The sequence below is a fragment of the Acinetobacter sp. RUH 2624 genome (genome assembly GCF_000162375.2).
Taxonomy (GTDB): Bacteria; Pseudomonadota; Gammaproteobacteria; order Pseudomonadales; family Moraxellaceae; genus Acinetobacter; species Acinetobacter nosocomialis.
The window spans coordinates 335,669-354,150 of record NZ_KI391940.1 but is presented as its reverse complement, the minus strand read 5'-3'; the positions used below and the strand labels follow the sequence as shown (position 1 = coordinate 354,150).

18 protein-coding genes and 3 tRNA genes are annotated in these 18,482 nt (G+C 40.4%); 14 read left to right on the top strand and 7 right to left on the bottom strand.

All coding sequences use genetic code 11. The features are described 5' to 3' along the window. The first annotated feature begins 126 nt into the window (after positions 1–126). Genes HMPREF0014_RS23700 through HMPREF0014_RS23690 form a run of 3 tightly spaced genes read left to right on the top strand, consistent with a single transcriptional unit; the run spans position 127 to position 3,466 of the window. Complete coding sequence (locus HMPREF0014_RS23700) at positions 127–2,226, top strand: FUSC family protein (protein ID WP_006580946.1); 2,100 nt, start codon at positions 127–129, stop codon at positions 2,224–2,226. Beyond that, positions 2,219–2,425, top strand: coding sequence for a DUF1656 domain-containing protein (locus tag HMPREF0014_RS23695; protein ID WP_002157017.1), 207 nt, complete (start codon positions 2,219–2,221; stop codon positions 2,423–2,425). The genes HMPREF0014_RS23700 and HMPREF0014_RS23695 overlap by 8 nt, the downstream gene beginning before the upstream one ends. Positions 2,426–2,464: 39 nt before the next feature. Continuing rightward, the gene (locus tag HMPREF0014_RS23690; RefSeq protein WP_002156989.1) at positions 2,465–3,466 is read left to right on the top strand and encodes an HlyD family secretion protein; all 1,002 of its coding nucleotides are present in this window, start codon (positions 2,465–2,467) and stop codon (positions 3,464–3,466) included. Positions 3,467–3,524: 58 nt separating this feature from the next. Here HMPREF0014_RS23690 and ruvX read toward each other — a convergent pair whose 3' ends face one another. The 3 genes from ruvX to recN form a co-directional block, all read right to left on the bottom strand. After that, positions 3,525–3,965, bottom strand: coding sequence for a Holliday junction resolvase RuvX (gene ruvX, locus HMPREF0014_RS23685; protein ID WP_000127528.1), 441 nt, complete (start codon positions 3,963–3,965; stop codon positions 3,525–3,527). After that, a complete protein-coding gene (locus HMPREF0014_RS23680; RefSeq protein ID WP_001979301.1) occupies positions 3,965–4,519 on the bottom strand; it encodes a YqgE/AlgH family protein in 555 nt (184 codons plus the stop codon). The genes ruvX and HMPREF0014_RS23680 overlap by 1 nt, the downstream gene beginning before the upstream one ends. A gap of 126 nt (positions 4,520–4,645) precedes the next feature. Continuing rightward, positions 4,646–6,313, bottom strand: a complete 1,668-nt coding sequence (recN, locus tag HMPREF0014_RS23675) for a DNA repair protein RecN (RefSeq protein ID WP_006580948.1) — start codon at positions 6,311–6,313, stop codon at positions 4,646–4,648. Positions 6,314–6,427: 114 nt separating this feature from the next. Between recN and HMPREF0014_RS23670 the strand changes: the two genes are divergently transcribed. From HMPREF0014_RS23670 to HMPREF0014_RS23655, 4 genes are all read left to right on the top strand, one after another. Further along, a complete protein-coding gene (locus HMPREF0014_RS23670) occupies positions 6,428–7,738 on the top strand; it encodes a hypothetical protein (RefSeq protein ID WP_006582268.1) in 1,311 nt (436 codons plus the stop codon). 76 nt (positions 7,739–7,814) lie between these two features. Then, positions 7,815–8,141 carry a pyrimidine/purine nucleoside phosphorylase gene (locus HMPREF0014_RS23665; RefSeq protein WP_000099685.1) on the top strand — a complete coding sequence of 109 codons (327 nt, stop codon included), beginning with the start codon at positions 7,815–7,817 and terminating at the stop codon, positions 8,139–8,141. 101 nt (positions 8,142–8,242) lie between these two features. After that, positions 8,243–8,992, top strand: coding sequence for a 23S rRNA (guanosine(2251)-2'-O)-methyltransferase RlmB (rlmB, locus tag HMPREF0014_RS23660; RefSeq protein ID WP_006580950.1), 750 nt, complete (start codon positions 8,243–8,245; stop codon positions 8,990–8,992). 35 nt (positions 8,993–9,027) lie between these two features. Then, positions 9,028–9,942, top strand: a complete 915-nt coding sequence (locus tag HMPREF0014_RS23655) for a DMT family transporter (protein ID WP_006580951.1) — start codon at positions 9,028–9,030, stop codon at positions 9,940–9,942. Here HMPREF0014_RS23655 and coaE read toward each other — a convergent pair. Genes coaE through pilB form a run of 4 tightly spaced genes read right to left on the bottom strand, consistent with a single transcriptional unit; the run spans position 9,939 to position 14,363 of the window. After that, positions 9,939–10,535, bottom strand: coding sequence for a dephospho-CoA kinase (coaE, locus tag HMPREF0014_RS23650; protein WP_000874125.1), 597 nt, complete (start codon positions 10,533–10,535; stop codon positions 9,939–9,941). The genes HMPREF0014_RS23655 and coaE overlap by 4 nt on opposite strands. A 1-nt stretch (position 10,536) precedes the next feature. Further along, a complete protein-coding gene (locus HMPREF0014_RS26450; protein ID WP_004710834.1) occupies positions 10,537–11,397 on the bottom strand; it encodes an A24 family peptidase in 861 nt (286 codons plus the stop codon). Continuing rightward, on the bottom strand, positions 11,397–12,623 hold the full coding sequence (locus tag HMPREF0014_RS23640; protein WP_006580952.1) for a type II secretion system F family protein: 1,227 nt from the start codon (positions 12,621–12,623) through the stop codon (positions 11,397–11,399). The genes HMPREF0014_RS26450 and HMPREF0014_RS23640 overlap by 1 nt, the downstream gene beginning before the upstream one ends. A gap of 27 nt (positions 12,624–12,650) precedes the next feature. After that, complete coding sequence (gene pilB / locus HMPREF0014_RS23635) at positions 12,651–14,363, bottom strand: type IV-A pilus assembly ATPase PilB (RefSeq protein ID WP_004710829.1); 1,713 nt, start codon at positions 14,361–14,363, stop codon at positions 12,651–12,653. A 290-nt stretch (positions 14,364–14,653) separates the two neighbouring features. Between pilB and tpiA the strand changes: the two genes are divergently transcribed. From tpiA to nusA, 7 genes are all read left to right on the top strand, one after another. After that, positions 14,654–15,448, top strand: coding sequence for a triose-phosphate isomerase (gene tpiA, locus HMPREF0014_RS23630; RefSeq protein WP_004710827.1), 795 nt, complete (start codon positions 14,654–14,656; stop codon positions 15,446–15,448). A 12-nt stretch (positions 15,449–15,460) separates the two neighbouring features. After that, entirely contained in the window at positions 15,461–15,790 is a 330-nt protein-coding gene (secG, locus tag HMPREF0014_RS23625) for a preprotein translocase subunit SecG (protein WP_002156913.1), read from the top strand. 56 nt (positions 15,791–15,846) lie between these two features. After that, positions 15,847–15,931, top strand: a tRNA-Leu gene (locus HMPREF0014_RS23620). Between the two features lie 38 nt (positions 15,932–15,969). Next, positions 15,970–16,046 (top strand) — tRNA-Met (locus HMPREF0014_RS23615). An 88-nt stretch (positions 16,047–16,134) separates the two neighbouring features. Further along, a tRNA-Met gene (locus tag HMPREF0014_RS23610) sits at positions 16,135–16,211 on the top strand. 215 nt (positions 16,212–16,426) lie between these two features. Beyond that, on the top strand, positions 16,427–16,951 hold the full coding sequence (gene rimP / locus HMPREF0014_RS23605; RefSeq protein ID WP_002157009.1) for a ribosome maturation factor RimP: 525 nt from the start codon (positions 16,427–16,429) through the stop codon (positions 16,949–16,951). A gap of 37 nt (positions 16,952–16,988) precedes the next feature. After that, entirely contained in the window at positions 16,989–18,473 is a 1,485-nt protein-coding gene (gene nusA, locus HMPREF0014_RS23600) for a transcription termination factor NusA (protein ID WP_002156952.1), read from the top strand. Positions 18,474–18,482: the final 9 nt, after the last annotated feature.

The window sequence follows — 18,482 nt, the reverse complement described above, 5'->3', positions numbered from 1 at the left end:
TTGAAGGATGCTCTCATTAACTCATTTGTCTATAAGGCAAATGACAAAGTCGTGTTGTCTTTTTAAAAGGCAAATGGACACTGATGAGCATGCTCATCAGTTCAAATCTGTATTTGAGATGAGTTCATGTTATTAAAGCAAATACTGGCTTTCCGCCCGAGTAAGCTGGATCTAATTTTTGCAATAAAGACATTTATTGCCGGCATGTTGGCATTATTTGTTTCGTTTGAATTAGACCTGATTAATCCAATGTGGTCGATCGGTACCGTCCTGATTATCGCCAACCCTTATTCGGGTATGGTGTCGTCTAAGTGTGTCTATCGTGTTTTAGGCACGGTGGGTGGTGCCATTGTTGCGTTAACAATAACACCTCACCTGATTAATACGCCGTGGATATTTACGGTTGTGTTGTCACTATGGGTGGGCTTTGCGCTTTATGTATCCTTACTCGACCGGACACCTCGCAGTTATGCATTTATGTTGGCGGGTTATTCAACTGCAATGATTGCGTATAACGCGATTACATATATTGACCAGTACAATATTTTTGATATTGCTTTGGCGCGTGTACTCGAGATTTCAATTGGGGTGATTTCGAGTGCGGTTGTGTCCGCAACTATTTTGCCGATGCATATTGGTTCGGCAATCAAACAGCGTGTAACTAAGACACTCAAAGATACAGAGAACCTATTTGCTAATTTGTTAAATGCAGATCAACAGCAAAACAATACACAGCTTTTGGCTGCGATTACTCGTGATACGACCGATATTCATGCTCTGGCAGTTCACTTGAGCTATGAAAAAGGTGAGTTACATGGCATGACCAAACCTTTGCAAGAAATGCTCCACCAAATGTCGATGGTAGTTGCAAACTTAGTTGCTTTGTCCGAGCGAATTAAACAACTGCAAGAACTCAATTTTATTGAAAGTCATTCAGACAAATTAAAGCAGCTTTCAGGTCATGTGATTCATTTTCTTGAACAAAAAGACCAGATGACTGATGAAAATGTTTTGCAGTTACCTGACGAGTTTGAAAATGATTTTTTGAACTTAAATGACTCGGCTTCTGAACATCAACAAGTGCTATTGGCTGCCATGAAAATGGATGTCCGCCATTTCATTAGTAATGTTCTAGCTGTAAAAGTTTTATGGCAACGCATCAAGCAAGGTAATAAAGAGATTCCAGATAACATTACCCCAATGACGACTAAATATCCAAGTTTGCACCGAGATCATGGTGTAGCAGTCAGAGGCGGTATTAGTGCGGTACTCATTACATTTATTGTGACAGGTGTGTGGATTCTGTCTGGCTGGAAAGCTGGATTTATGATGGCACAGATCGGTGCAGTAACAGCTTGTATTTTAACGGCCTTAGATAATCCTGTTCCTGTCTTGCGTATTTTTATATGGGGTAGTGTGGCTTCGGCTGTTTTAGTGTTTATTTATGCTTTTGGTGTTTTTCCTCATGTCACTACATTTTGGGAACTTGGACTCGTTTTGTTGCCGATGTTCTTATTTGCGGTTTCTATGATGGCGAATCAAGCACTCATGCCAGTGGGCATGGTGCTGGGTATTAACACCATGATGGGTCTGAACTTGCATAATGCTTACAGTATGGATGCAGTGTCTTACCTAGACAGCTCATTTGGTATGGTTATGGGCGTATTGGTGTCTCTCATAGTGATAGATGTTGTACGTGCCATGTCACCCGATACCAGTGCAAACCGTATTTTAGCTTTACATTATCGCGCGATGCGTCAAGCGATTTATATACCTTATGGCATTGAATTCAAAGTTCATTTGCGGGCGATGTTAGACCGTGTTGGTGTTTTAAATACCAAAATGGTTCAGTCAGAAGAGATTAAAAAATCGATTCATCAAGCATTGGTTGAATCAAGTGCGATTGTTGATTTAAGCCGACTTCAAGAGTTAGCAAATCAATTTCAGCCATCTTCAGAACTAGCTCATCACATTGGCCGTTTGCAACAAGATTTAGATGAGCTGTTTAGAGCCAAAGAAAATGAAAAAGATGAAAGTGATGTATTGGTACAGCACATTCATCAGACCTTGTTTGAACTTAAACAACTTGCTTCACATATTGAAGATATGACTTTGCGTCAAAGATTATTTATTTCGCTAAATAATATTGCTTATAGCATGTGTCATGTTTCATCAAACCAAATGAATGCAGATCGTACGCTTACAGGAGCCACAGCGCATGGGTGAGTTTAATGTCTACGGTATTTACCTGCCTGCTTTGCTCGTCCAAGCCTTATTTGCATATATATGTTTCCGCTTGTTAAGTCCTTTAACTAACAAATGGATTGCACAAGGCTGGATTGCACTACCCAGCATTTTCAATTTGTGTTTTTACCTTTTACTACTTTTGGTGATACACCAAATTTTTGTTGGGTTAGGTGCTTAAAGATGATTGCCAGATTAAAGATTGAGTTAGGTGAGTAAAATGAATCAATTGGAGTTGAAAAAAGTCATCCGTCCAGTGATTTTGATTGTCGCATTAATGATTGCGGTCTATACCATTGTGCATTTATGGAATTACTATAATGCAGCGCCGTGGACACGTGATGGCCGAGTTCGTGGTGACGTTATTCAAGTCTCCTCAGATGTAGCAGGACTTGTAACGGAAGTATTGGTTCAAGATAACCAGACTGTCAAAAAAGGTCAGGTGCTTTTTAAAATTGATGTCTCTCGCCGAGCTTTAGATGTAGAGCAAGCAAAGTCTGATTTGGCAAAAGCAAAAGCGGCATATGCTCAGGCACAAGCAGGTTTAGCACAAGCCAAAGCAAACTTGATTAAGTCGAGCACTAACATTAAGTTAGCCGAGAAAAACGCAAACCGTTATTCAAACTTAATGGATGGCGCGATTTCTAAACAAGAACAAGATCAGGTCTTTGCAACTCGCGATCAATCACATGCGGAACATGAGCAACTCCAAGCAGCTATTCAACAAGCTGAAGCCACTATTAAACAGCAACAGGCATTGGTTGAAGCAGCAACAAGTAACTTACATTTAGCAGAACTCAATATGCACCGTGCGGCTGTTGTTGCACCGGCAGATGGAACACTCTCTAACTTTGATTTGCGTCCGGGTAACTATGTTCAAGTTGGACAAGCGGTTGCAGCATTGCTAGATCGTAAACAACTTTATGTTGTGGGATATTTTGAAGAAACAAAATTAGACCGCATTCATATTGGCGATCAAGCAAGTGTGCAATTAATGGGTGACAGTCAGAAAATTAAAGGCCATGTGCAAGGTATTGCATCGGGTATTGAAGATCGTGAGCGTTCAAGTAGTTCTAAATTGCTTGCAAACGTAAACCCGACGTTTAGCTGGGTTCGTTTAGCACAGCGTGTACCTGTAAAAATTGTGTTAGATGAAGCACCAAAAAACGAGCTGGCTTTTGTTTCTGGTCGTACTGCTACAGTACATATTATTGAAAAATAAAAAATTGAAGTTTTTAAACCCAATAAAAAAGCATGTGTAAAACATGCTTTTTTATTTTTTATGGTGTTAAACCAACTGGATTGCGATACCAGCTTTGAATCAGCAAAGCTGCGGCAAAACTATCTGCTGATAATTTCTTTGCACGGCCTTGTTCTTGATAAAAACCAAGTTCTTCTCTTGCTTCACGGGTGGTGAGTCGTTCATCTACCATCCATGTTTCAATATTGGTTTGATGGCGTAAACGGCGTGCAAACTTACGTGCACGTGTAGAAAGCTCTGATTCGCTATCATCCATATTTAATGGAAGACCGACAATAAACAAATCAGGTTGCCATTCTTTGACAATTTTTAAAAGTTGGTCCCAGTTGGGAATCCCATCTTTCATCACAAATAATGGCAATGGATTAGCACTTTCAATTGCAGATTGGCCGATCGCCATTCCCATTTTTTGAGTACCAAAGTCAAAAGCCATAATTGATTTTGATTGTGTTGCAGTCATTAAGCATGTCCGATTTCAGAAGCCAGCCATGTACGATCTACACCAATTTTTTTATAGGCTGCATCCCAACGGTCATCGTACGGCAAGTTAAAAATCAGATCCATGTCGGCATCACAAATGAGCCAGTCACCACGGGCGATTTCATCTTCTAACTGGTTTTTACCCCAACTCGCATAACCGAGGGCGATTTGGTAGCGACCAACACCTTCGTTATGTGCAATTGCATCGAGAATATCTTTACTGGTGGTAATACAGACATTTTCACCGACAGCAATAGAGGAGTGCCATGTTGGTTGACCAGTATGAAGGACAAAGCCTGCTTCAGGGCGTAAAGGTCCACCTTGTAAAACCTCATGCGGATTTACATTGTCTGCATCAATGTCTAAATCATTGAGTAGTTCTTTAATTTGGATACCAGCAGGGCGATTGATAATAATACCTTGAGCACCTTCTTCGTCATGGCGGGCAAGATAAATTACAGTATTTGCAAAAAAGTCATCTGCCATTTCTGGCGGGGCAATCAGACAACGGTGAGTCATGTATTGTTTGGTCACCTAAGCGGTTCTCCCTCAAAAAATGTCGCTATAGGGTCTCTCGACCCTTTTTATGTATATAGGTTCTTTTTATCAACATACAAGAGTTAATCGGATTTCGCCAATCTTTTTCTCTCATTTTCTTTATTAATTTGAAGAAGCCTGAAATTTAAGTTGGCGTAATTGTTTAGCATGCTGCAAGGTCGTTTCATTAATTTCAACTCCACCTGACATACGTGCTAGTTCAGAAATAATCTGATTTTCATCGAGTTGTACGATGGTGCTGCTTGCCGGATCTGTTTGCTGTTTTTTAACTAACAAATGTTGATCAGATTGTGCAGCGACCTGCGCTTGGTGAGTAATACATAGCAGTTGGACATGCTGAGCCAAATCGGCAAGTAATCGTCCAACTACTTCAGCCGTACCGCCACTAATCCCGACATCAATCTCGTCAAATACCAAAACTTCTGCTTCGGTCTTTTCAGCATTCATCACTTGCATGACCAGTGCAATACGTGAAAGCTCACCACCCGATGCCACACGCGCCAATGGTTGTGGTGGTATGCCTTTGTTGGCAGTAAATAAAAGTTGAATAAAGCTTAAGCCTTCTGCACTTGGTTGCTCTAATGGCTCAAATTTAAACTCAAAGTGTGCTTCAGGTAGTGCCAAAGGCTTAACCTGCTCGGTTAATTGTTTTGCAAGTGGAGTAGCAGCTTCACGACGAATATTGTCTAAATGCTGGGCTTTGTCTAAGAACTCTTGATGTGACTTTTCTACTTGTTCTGCCAGAGTCTCTGGGTCTTCAAGTTGATGTAACTGTTCAAGCTCATTTTGCCATGTTTCGTACTCTTCTTTCAGCGTCTCTGGCTGAGTACGGTATTTACGTGCCAGACGATGGAAAACTTCTAACTTGGAGTTGAGTTCTTCCATCCGTTCAGGGTCAAAGCTCTGACGGTCAATAAACTGACGTAAATTTGATGTTGCATCATCAATTTCACTTTGAGCATTAAGTAAAGAATTATAAATTTCAGAAAGCTGTTCACTACGTCCAGCATGAGATTCTAGTCGGCGAATGATCGATGACATTTCTTGAGTAATGTTTTGTTCAGCTTCATCAAGCGCATTCAAGCTATAGCTACAATCTTGCATGATATGTTCATGATGACTGAGACGGTCAAACTCTTGCTCGATTTCTTTGTAATCGGTCTGAATGACTTCCTCAAGTTCTTCGATTTGCAGCTCTAAGGTCGCAATACGTTGTAGACGAGTTGCTTGAGCATCTAAGGCTGCTTGGTGTAAACGAATCGTGCGTTGCCATGTGCTATAAGCTTCACGGACATCATTCGCTTCAGCATAAAAATTGTTATAACGGTCTAACCAATGCTTTGGATAAGGTGGTTCAAGAAGCTGTTGCTGACTGTGCTGGCTATATAATTGAACCAATAGGCGCCCCAATTCTTTAAGCTCAGAGAGGCTACTTGGGCGGCCATTCACCCATGCTTTACTACGGCCAGTTGCGAAAATAACCCGACGTAAATGAATTTCCCCAGAATCATCATCTAGCTCATGGTCTTGTAACCATTTTGCCTCAGGGCTATTGTTCTGATAAGTAAAAACTGCGGTTACATCCGCTTTGTCCGAACCATAGCGGACATAATTTGTATCTGTACGTTCCCCTAAGCAGGCAGAGAGTGCATCCAGTAATAATGATTTTCCGGCACCTGTCTCACCTGTTAGAACATTAAATCCTTGTTCTATATCAATAGCTAAATGATCAGCTAATGCAAAATTGATTAAAGTTAAATGTGTGAGCATAAACGCATCCAACGCGCCAAATTATGGGTTAAAGATAGAGAAGTTTTGAATTTGCTACAAGTGATCTATTATTCTAAATGAAATTATAGAACAGCAAGATTGCGGAACTTTACAATGAAAAAAACATTAAGCTTACCGAAAGCACCAATAGGGATGATGAACCGCCATAAAAAAACAAATCCTGCTGAAATGAATAAAATTTTAAGTCAGCATTTTAATGCATTTAAACAGGCTGCTGCACAAGGTGATTATGCCAAAGCTTATCAGCATGTAAAAAAAGCGGTAAATCTAGTGCCACAGCATTCTGGAGCACTATCTGATTTAGCTTATACTGAGCTGCGGTTACGCCGTTATGACGATGCATATCAACATTATATGCAAGCTATTAAAGCAAGTGGTTCCAACGTTAATACAAATTTATATGATGGCTTAACCGAAGTTTGTCATCATTTAAATAAAAAAGAAGAAAAAATCAAATTTGGGCGTTTAGCCATTTCAACAAAAAAAGAACTCACAAAGAATGAGCCTGCTTTAAATATACCCCCGCATAAACCTGTACCATTTAGTCCCAATCCTCAAGAAAACATTATTGCTTTTTCTTTATTTGGAGCAAATCCGCGTTACTGTGAAACTTCAATTTTAAATACTAAGTTAGCGCAAGAAATTTATCCGGAATGGACGTGTCGGTTCTATATAGATGATACCGTTCCTGAACTTGTACAGAAACGTTTACAAGCAAATGGTGCCCAAGTAGTACATGTCAGCTCCACTCAAAAACAGTTATCTGGTTTATTTTGGCGCTTTTTAGTCATGGATGATCCGCTAGTTAAACGATTTTTGATACGGGATGCTGACTCTATCGTGTCTTATCGTGAAAAAGCTGCTGTCGATGCTTGGCTCAAGAGTGATCAATGGTTTCATTTAATGAGAGATAGCTATTCTCACACTGAATTAATTTTGGCGGGAATGTGGGGTGGTTGCTCAGGTATTTTTCATAATATTGAAGCACATGTCAGAGATTATGTCGCCACTGGAAAGTATCCGGACAATCGGGTCATAGATCAGCATTATCTTCGTTATCGTGTTTGGCCGACTTTAAAACAAAGTGTGCTTGTGCATGACAGCCAGCAATTTGATGAAAATGGCGTCGATTTTCCGGCTTATGAGTCAGCTTCAATGCAAAATGACCCAGACAATTTTCATGTTGGCATGGATAATGGTTCACCAGTGGTTACAACTGCTGTGACACACCCAACTGCAGAGAAAGTTTATTGGGTTGTATTCGATGAAAATCACGATGAAGTTTGCAGATATGATGCAATAGTGTCGAAGAGTCGAAATATTGAAGTAAATTTACCCCACGCTTTTGCTAAAAAAATTCAGTTACAGCAGTGGAAATTACAAGTCTATCCGTATGAAAACTGATTGATTAGTTATTTAGGCACAATTAAACTACATTCATCATAATTTATATAAATGCGGCATTATCTGGAGAGTGTGCATGAGTTCAACCCAATTTGATCATGTAACGGTCATCAAAAAATCAAATGTTTATTTTGGTGGAGCATGTATCAGCCATACCGTGCAATTTGAAGATGGAACGAAAAAAACATTAGGTGTTATTTTGCCGACTGAGCAGCCTTTAACATTTGAAACACATGTTCCTGAGCGTATGGAAATTATTTCAGGTGAATGTCGCGTTAAAATTGCAGATAGCAATGAAAGTGAATTGTTCCGCGCTGGTCAATCATTTTATGTACCAGGCAATAGCGTTTTTAAAATCGAGACTGATGAAGTACTCGATTATGTTTGCCATTTAGAAGGCTAAGAAATTCCTGTTTAAATCGGGTACACTATGCCCAAAGAAATCCTGTGAAGTTGGCTTTGCAGGATTTTTATTTTTTGCTCAAACGTTGTTAGAGGTCATGCATGGCAAAACCGGAATATTATTATGGCGTTCACTCAGTGGAGTCATTGTTAGAACTTGAGCCGGAGCGCGTGCTGACCTTGTTTACATTGAAGGGGCGCGATGATCAACGTTTACAAAAGATTTTGCAATTGGCTGAGCCTTTTGGAATTAGCGTACAAAAAGCAAGCCGTGAAAGCCTTGAGAAGCTTGCAGGCTTACCATTCCACCAAGGTGTAGTTGCGGCAGTACGTCCGTATCCGACGTTAAATGAAAAAGATCTCGATCAGATTTTGGCTGAAACTCCAGATGCCTTATTGCTGGCATTAGATCAGGTGACAGACCCGCATAACTTAGGGGCTTGTATTCGTACAGCCGCTGCAATGGGTGTTCAAGCAGTCATTGTTCCTCGTGATCGCTCAGCAAGCTTAACTCCAACTGCTCGCAAAGTCGCAGCGGGTGGGGCCGAAAAAGTTAAATTTATTCAAGTAACAAACTTAGCGCGTACTTTAGCGCATCTTAAAGAGACAACTCACGTACGTGTGATTGGTACAATGCTTGATGAAAGTGCTTTGCCTATTCAAAAATGTGATTTCTCTGGCCCAGTTGTCATTGTTATGGGTGCAGAAGACACAGGTTTACGTCCAATTACTCAGGCACAGTGTGATCATAAAGTTTATATCCCGATGTCTGGGAATTTACAGAGCCTAAATGTGAGTGTGGCAACAGGTATGGCACTTTATGAGGCTTGCCGTCAGCGTTCTGAGGTATAATTTAGCTGCCTTTCTCGTTTTAAAGCAGTCTAAATATGTCTCCCCGTAAGCAAGGTTATTTTTTTGTATTGGTGACCATGTGCATTTGGGGCGGGTTTACGCTTTTTGCCCGTTTAAATGCACAATGGCACATTAGTGCTTGGGATATTGCTGCACTGCGCTTCGCTATTGCTTTTCTAATTTTGATGCCTATCTTAATTTATAAAAAAGATCTCGCTTTTTTATGGAGTAAGCATGCGGTTATTTTGGCGCTCATTGGTGGAGTCATCTATTGTCTCACCGTCTATACTGCGTTTCTTTATGCGCCAGCTGCACATGCCGCAATATTTTTAAATGGTTGTATCCCCATCTGTACAGCTATAGCTGCCTATATTCTATTTAGACAACCATTTGATAAACATACATGGGTGAGTCTGGCAATTATGATCACTGCCTTGGGCCTCATGAGTGCATTAATGCTACAAAGTAGTACCTCTGCTTTTGGAATTGGCGATTTACTTCTGTTTATCAGTGCAATTTGGTGGGGGATTTTTACTGTACTACTTAAACAGTGGAAACTCTCTGCCTGGCACTCTATGGCAAGCGTCGCGATTTGGTCTGCAATTATTTATTTGCCGATTTACCTATTATTCTTACCTAAACATTTTATGGATGTAGATCCTGTACATTTGGCTGTACAAGGCATTTTTCATGGCGTATTTGTCGTTATTATTGCAACGTTGACTTATGTTGCTGCTATTCAACGTCTTGGTGCTTTTAAAACGGGAAGTATTGTAACTTTGGCGCCGTTTATTGCAGCTATTTTAGCTGTACCTTTACTTGGTGAATCATTAAGCCCATCAATTGTTGTGGGCTTGGTAGGTATGGGGGTAGGCGCTTTACAGCCTTGGCGCTGGTTTAGACAAGATAGCCTGACACAAAAGATTAAACAGCAAAATACACAAAATTAGTTTGCACGCTTCAAATAGCTTTGATGTAAAGGCTCTAATTGCTGATATAAATGTTCGAGTAATCCATCGTTAAACACTATGTCATTGGCAAGCTCACGTTTTCGTTCGCGTGGCATTTGTGCAGCAATGATTTTCTGGATTTGTTCTTGGTTTTGCCCATCGCGCTGGCTTGCACGCTGAATTTGAGTTTGTTCACTCGCATCAATTAGTAGCGTGTGATTGACCAGTTCATGTTGATTTGTTTCAAACAATAATGGCGAAACTAAAATTACATAAGGACTTTTAGGATTTTGTAGCTGTTGAATAATAGATTGACGGATTGCAGGATGGGTAATTTGCTCAAGTGTATGACGCGCTTGTGGATTTTGAAAAATATATTCACGTAAGGCACGACGGTCTAAACTGCCATCGGGTTGAAGCACCCAGTCTCCAAAAGTTTGCTGAATTTTTTGAAGGGCAGGTTGGCCCTTTTCAACCACTTCGCGAGCAACAATATCGGCATCGACGACTTGGATTCCTTGGGATTCAAACCACTGTGTTGCAGCTGATTTACCACTGCCTATACCACCTGTGATTCCCAGAATAAAAGCCATCTTAACCTCCCAAATAAATTTTCATAATCTGATCACCCCATAAAAAGGCAACCCAACCTGCAATGGCAATATATGGCCCAAACGCAAAAGGCTGATTGTCATTTCTTAATTTTAATAAAATGATGCCAATGATTGCGCCAAGTAACGATGACAATAACACAATTAACGGCAGCATCAATGGCCCCATCCATGCACCTAATGCTGCAAGTAATTTAAAGTCGCCGTAGCCCATACCTTCTTTGCCAGTAATTACTTTAAATAAGTAATAGACAATCCAAAGACATAGAAAACCAATGAGGTAACCCCAAATGGCCGAGTTGGGTGAGGTGTAGATATTAAAGGTGTTAATGCCTAAACCAAGCGCAGCTAAAGGTAGGGTAAAGCGATCAGGCAATAATTGTGTATCGAAATCAATAAAGGTAAGTGCTATCAATATCCATGTGAGGACGAGTCCAAAAAGCATTTGTATGGTTGGACCAAACACCATAACCACCACCAATGAACATAGCATGGTAAGTAGTTCGATGGCTGGATAGCGAATGCTAATCGGGTGCTGGCAATGACCACATTTTCCTCTTAACACTAGCCAGCTTATGAGTGGGATATTTTGATACCAACGGATGGGTTGATGGCATGCAGGGCATGATGAAGCAGGCTTACTTAAAGTTAGCTTCTCATGATCAATAATGGGTTGCTCAGGATTGAGTAACATTTGGCATTCTTGCTGCCAATCTTGCTCCATCATTCTTGGTGTGCGGTAAATCACTACATTAAGAAAGCTACCGATACATAGGCTCACGAGTGCAACAGCAATATAAAGTGCAGTTAAGTTTTGAATAAAATACGCAATGATGTCTTGCATTATACAACTGAGCCCATTTGGAAAATTGGAAGATACATAGCAATTACCAGACCGCCTACGAGTACCCCTAAAATTGCCATAATTAAAGGTTCCATCATAGAAGTTAAACCATCAACGGCATTATCCACTTCATTTTCATAGTAAGTGGCAACTTTATCGAGCATGCTGTCTAGTGCACCCGATTCTTCACCAATTGCAACCATTTGTATAGCCATAGATGGAAAACGATTAGATACTCGCATAGCAAATTGAAGTTGTTGACCGGTTGCCACATCTTCACGAATTTTCATCACAGCTTGCTCATAAATGACATTATTTGTTGCGCCTGCAGTCGACTCTAGTGCATCAATAAGCGGAACACCTGCGGCAAATGTTGTAGCAAGCGTGCGGCTATAACGGGCAATAATTGCTTTATAAACCAGATCTCCGAAAATAGGTAACTTAAGTGCCAGTTTATCTAAGCCATCACGAAACTTTTTACTACGTTTTTTTGCTTCTAAAAACGCAGCAATAAATACACCAATCGCAATAATCATAATGAACCAGTATTCCTGCATCCATTTCGACATATTCACGACCATTTGTGTAAATGCTGGTAATTCTGCGCCGAAAGAAGCAAATAAATCTTGGAAAACGGGGACTACTTTAACCATCAAAATAATAGTCACCACAATGGCTACCACAATAACTGTTGCAGGGTATTTCATTGCTTTCTTAATTTTTTGCTTGAGCAACTCACTTTTTTCTTTATAAATTGCAACGCGATCCAACATCGTTTCGAGTGCACCTGATTGTTCACCAGATTCAACAAGTGAACAAAAAAAGTTATCAAAATGTTGAGGGTACTTTTTTAAAGCTGAGGCAAAGGTACTACCACCTTCAACTTCACTTTTAATACCGAGGACAACCTCTCGCATGGCAGGGTTTTCTAAACCTTCTGCTACAATTTCAAAGCCTTGTACTAGAGGTACACCAGCTTTCATCATAGTCGCAAGTTGTCGGGTAAAAATCGTAATATCGAGTGTGGTGACTTTTTTCTTAAATAACCCTTCAAGAATATTTTTACGTTTTTCACGTATAGTTCGAACAGTCACCCCTTGTTTGCGTAAGGTTACTTTGGCTAAAGCCATATTTTTAGCCGGAAGTTCTCCTTTAATTTTTACGCCCTTACGGTCAACCCCTTCATAAGCAAAAGTCGGCATCATTTGTGCCTTTTTGACAGCCATTAGATTATCCTTATTTTAAATAGTGTCTTATTCACTGGTTACACGGTTAACTTCTTGTAAAGAGGTCACCCCTTGCATCACCTTTTTTAAACCTGAACGACGTAGATTATTAAACCCCAATTTTTCAGAAGCAGCCGCGATTTCTAAAGCGTTGCCATCTTCCATAATAATCTTGGAAATTTCAGGTGTAACTTTCATTACCTCATAAATACCGACACGGCCTTTATAGCCTTCACGACATTCAGGACAGCCCACGGGTTGAAAAACCCGAAAATCTGGATGTGCTAAATCTTGTTCGGTAAAGCCCATTTCTAATAAGCTTTGTTTAGGAATATCAGCAGGTATTTTACATTGAGAACAAAGACGACGTGCTAAACGCTGTGCAATCACTAGATTTACTGATGTTGCAATATTAAAAGAAGGAACTCCCATATTGCGTAGACGGGTCAATGTTTCCGGAGCACTATTGGTATGTAATGTTGACATCACCATGTGGCCGGTTTGAGCAGCCTTAATCGCAATTTCTGCTGTTTCCAAGTCACGAATCTCACCGACCATAATAATGTCAGGGTCTTGACGTAAAAAAGACTTAAGAGCAGCTGCAAATGTTAAACCCACTTTAGGATTGACGTTAACCTGATTAATACCTTCTAAGTTAATTTCCACTGGATCTTCGGCAGTAGAAATATTGGAACTTTCAGTATTTAAAATATTTAAGCCTGTATATAGAGATACAGTTTTACCGGAACCTGTTGGTCCAGTAATCAAAAGCATACCTTGTGGTTTATCTAAAGCTTCCATAAATAAAGCTTTTTGTTCTTCTTCGTAGCCTAATGCATCAATGCCTAGCATTGCGCTTGATGGATCAAGAATACGTAGAACTAATTTTTCACCAAACAAGGTAGGGAGAGAGTTCACACGGAAATCAATTGCTTTGGTTTTTGATAGCTTAAGTTTAATACGACCATCTTGTGGGACACGTTTTTCGGAAATGTCCATTTGGGACATTACTTTTAAGCGTGATGCCAAACGGTTTGCAAGTTGTAAAGGCGGATTGGCAATTTGACGTAACACACCATCGACACGATAACGTACCCGATATGACTTTTCATAAGGCTCAAAATGTAAATCTGACGCGCCCATACGAATGGCATCAATAAGCAACTTATTAATATATTTAACAATAGGAGCTTCATCACCTTGAGGTGTTTCTTCTTCATCTTCTTGAGTGGTAGGACCATCAAGGCTGACATCAAGATCAAACTCTTCATCATTAAAGTCAAAGCTGCTTTCTTCTGCAAAATGCTGGCCTAAAACTTTTTCCAGCTTATGATGCTCGACAATAACAGGTTCAACCAGCAATTTACTGTTAAAACGGATTGCATCGATTGCTTCAATATTGCTTGGGTTGCTGGTCGCGACATATAGAATTTGTCCTCTTTGAATGAGCGGCAAAATTCGATGTTTTAAAATCAGTTTTTGATCGACCAGATCTTTAGGAATCTGAGATGTGTCATAAACATCTAGATCAAAATATGGTTCAGCAAACTCCGCAGAAATGGTTTCAGCCAATAAAGAAGGGGAGAGATGTACCTCTTCAATTAAATATGCGACTGTATCCTGCTTGGCTCTCTTTGCTGCATCTAATGCATTTTGCATGGTCGCTGCCGACACATGCTTTTCTTCGACTAAACGCCGAAAAAACCCCGTAAATTTTGGAGATGTATGTAATACTGACATCTGCCTGCCTATGCTAATGTGTTTATAATTGGTATATGAAAAATTATACTTTTGTTATGTAAAATTACTACCTTATAAAGTGTTGCTCTAGTCTTACTCGAGCTATTAAAGCTTGAACTAGTCGAAGTTTTTAAAGATTAATTTTTAGAATGTTTAACTTCGAATGGCTATAAAGTTTTTCTTAATTTCAAAGAGAAGAAAAGATATAAGTAATCCCTTTAAAGAAAAGTATCTGAAATTTGTATAAATGCGTGTAGAATGTGCTGCATTTTTGATGAAAGGTGAGCAGTATGTCGGGTTCGACGATTACGCCTTGGGTAGTTGGCAACTGGAAAATGAATCCAATGCGTGCTAACGCCAACCAACTTATAGAAGAATTTAAACAATTATTGCAACAAAACCAAATTGCAGATGAAAGCTGCCATGTGGGCGTTGCCCCTGTTTCTATTGCACTTACAACAGTACAGGCGCAATTGCAGGATGCTGCAAGAACGGTATATACAGTTGCGCAAGATGTATCGCGTATTGCAGGTACAGGTGCTTATACTGGCGAAGTTAGTGCAGAATTATTAAAAGATAGCCAAATTAATTTCGTATTGGTCGGACACTCTGAACGCCGTGATATTTTTGGCGATAACGTTGAAATTTTGAAGGCGAAACTCCAAAATGCATTAAATGCGGGCTTGACTGTCATTTATTGTGTGGGCGAAAGTCTTGAACAGCGTGAACAAGGGCAGGCAGAGCAAGTTGTTTTACAACAAATTTGTGATATTGCACCCGTAGTGACTGCTGAACAGTGGCAAAACCAAGTCGTAATTGCTTATGAGCCGATTTGGGCAATTGGTACTGGTAAAACAGCTTCACCACAAGATGCACAAGCAATGCACGCTAAAATTCGTGAAGGCTTATGCCAGCTTACCTCAGCGGGTTCAAGTATTGCTATTTTATATGGTGGTAGTGTAAAAGCTGAAAATGCTGTTGAATTAGCTGCATGTCCAGATATTAATGGTGCGTTGGTGGGTGGTGCTTCATTAAATGCAGCATCTTTTTATCAAATTGTACAAGCCTTCGCGCAAAGCAAATAACGAGGATAGGGTATGCACTCTTTTGTACTTGTTGTACATATTATTTTAGCTGTACTGATGATTGCATTGATTTTAGTGCAACATGGTAAAGGCGCAGATGCTGGTGCTTCTTTTGGTGGTGGCGGTGCAGCAACTGTATTTGGTGCATCTGGTTCGGGTAACTTCCTTACTCGCCTGACTGCTGTTTTAACTGCATTGTTTTTTGTAACGAGTTTGACTCTTGCTGTTTTTGCAAAAAAACAGACTACAGAGGCATATAGTTTGAAAACTGTACAAACAACAGCACCAGCTCAAACAACATCGCCTGAAACTTCACCAAATGCACCAAAAACGGGTCAATAATTCGAAATAGGGCTTTCCTTTTGCAATTGGAAGGACTAGAATGCGTCCCACAAGCTGCGGTGGTGGTGGAATTGGTAGACACGCTACCTTGAGGTGGTAGTGCCTTCGGGCGTGGGGGTTCAAGTCCCCCCTTCCGCACCAACTTTGAACCAGAAAGTTGAGTGCAAGCAGTTTATTGATGCGGGATGGAGCAGTCTGGTAGCTCGTCGGGCTCATAACCCGAAGGTCGTTGGTTCAAATCCAGCTCCCGCTACCAATTTGATTAAGGTGCAACTTAATCAAACGAATATTGTAAAGTTTACATTGACTTTTTTCGATATTTGTATATAATTTTTGCACGTTGATGCGGGATGGAGCAGTCTGGTAGCTCGTCGGGCTCATAACCCGAAGGTCGTTGGTTCAAATCCAGCTCCCGCTACCAAGTTTCTTAAAAGAGGCTCACAGACAGGTGGGCCTTTTTGCACAGTGGACTATTGTTTTCTGTGCTACATAGGGGCGATTAACGCCCTTTTTTATTGGTTATCGTATCGCTATCGTGTAGTGTCGACATCAATTGGTCAAATAGTCATGCTTCACTATAGTAGGTCTGTGTCGGTTAAAACAACCGATTGAATCGCACGAGAATGACGAGAGTAAATGAAATTATCAAATAAATCCCAAGCATTGTATGACATGATTGCTCCAGCAGTGCAGGCATGTGGTGTTGACCTGTGGGGAATCGAATTCCTTCCACAAGGTAAACGTTCATTATTGCGTATTTATATCGATAGACCGGTTGATGAAAACGCTGAACCAGTGATTAATGAAGATGGTGAAGTAGAACAAGGTCGTGGTATTGGCGTACAAGATTGTGTACGTGTTACACAACAAGTCGGCGCGATGTTGGATGTTCATGATCCGATTTCAGGTGAATATTCTTTAGAAGTTTCTTCACCAGGTTGGGATCGCCCATTTTTTCAACTTGAACAGTTGCAAAGCTATATTGGACAACAAGTTGCTTTGCGTTTAATTGCAGCAGTAGAAAATCGCCGTAAATTTCAAGCAAAACTCCTTGCTGTAGACCTTGAAAATGAAGAGATTAAGGTTGAAGTTGAAGGAAAGCATGTGCTTGATATCGACAGCAACAATATCGATAAAGCAAACTTGATCTATCAAGATTAAATTTATTTAAATTATATAAGAAATCGGTAGGTGACTTATGGGCCGCGAAATTCTTACCGTTGTAGAAACGGTTAGTAATGAAAAAGGTGTTAGTCGTGAAGCGATCTTCGAGGCTTTAGAACAAGCTCTAGTTGCTGCAACGAAGAAAAGATTTTACGAAGGTACGCATGCTGAAGAAGCTCAGCTTCGTGTAGAGATTGATCGTAAAACTGGTGATTACCGTACATTCCGTCAATGGACTGTAGTGGCGGATGAAGATCATGAAATGCCAGCTTGCCAAGATGCGATCTCTGATGTTGATCCATCGAAATGGTCAATTGGTGATGTGCGTGAACTTGAAGTTGAATCTATCGAGTTTGGCCGTATTGCTGCGCAAATCGCAAAACAGGTTATCGTACAAAAAATCCGTGAAGCTGAGCGTGCTTTAGTTGCTGATGCATACGAATCTAAAGTGGGTGAGTTAATCTACGGTGAAGTGAAAAAACAAACCAAAGATGGTTTCATCATTGATTTAGGCGACAACGCAGAAGCTTATCTTGCTCGCGAAGAAATGATTCCTAAAGAAATTCTTCGTCCAAAGCAACGTGTAAACGCTATCTTATATAATGTTAACCGTGAAGGCCGCGGCGCTCAGTTATTGTTATCACGCGCTAAGCCTGAAATGTTAATCGCTTTAATGAAAAAAGAAATTCCTGAAATTTCTGAAGAGATTATCGAAATTAAAGCAGCGGCACGCCAACCAGGTGTCCGTGCTAAAATTGCAGTGAAAACAAATGATCACCGTATCGACCCTGTAGGTGCATGTATTGGTATGCGTGGTACGCGTATTCAAGCTGTACAGCAGGAGTTAAACGGTGAACGTATTGATGTAGTGGTTTGGTCTGATGATCCAGCTCAATACATTGCTAGCGCATTAGAACCAGCTGATGTTTCAGGCATCGTGCTTGATGAAGATGCAAGAAGTGCCGATATTATTTTTGCAACCAGCGATCAATTAGCTCGTGCGATTGGCTCACAAGGTCAAAACGTTCGCTTAGCTTCTGATTTAACTGGCTACAAACTCGACATGATGCTTGAAGAAGAGTATCGTGCTCGTCAGCAAAATGAAGCTCAACAATATCTCGACATGTTTGTATCACGTTTAGATATTGAAGAAGATTTAGCAATGGCATTGGTAGAAATGGGCTTCACTTCTTTAGAAGAGATTGCTTATGTTCCTGCTGAAACTTTTGACGAAATTGAGCTTGATGCTGAATTGGTTGAGTTGTTGCAAAGTCGTGCAAAAGAAGCAGCCCTTACTGATGCTTTGAAACAGCAAGAAAATATTCAAGAACCGAGCGCAGACCTTCTCACAATGGAAGGCATGACTTCTGAGATCGCTTACTCGCTTGCCGCTCGCGGTATTATTACCGTGGATGATTTGGCAGATCAGGCTACTGACGATATCTCTGATATTGAAGGTCTTGATCATGAAAAAGCAGGTCAATTGATCATGAAAGCTCGCGAATCATGGTTTAACTAGGAGATGAAA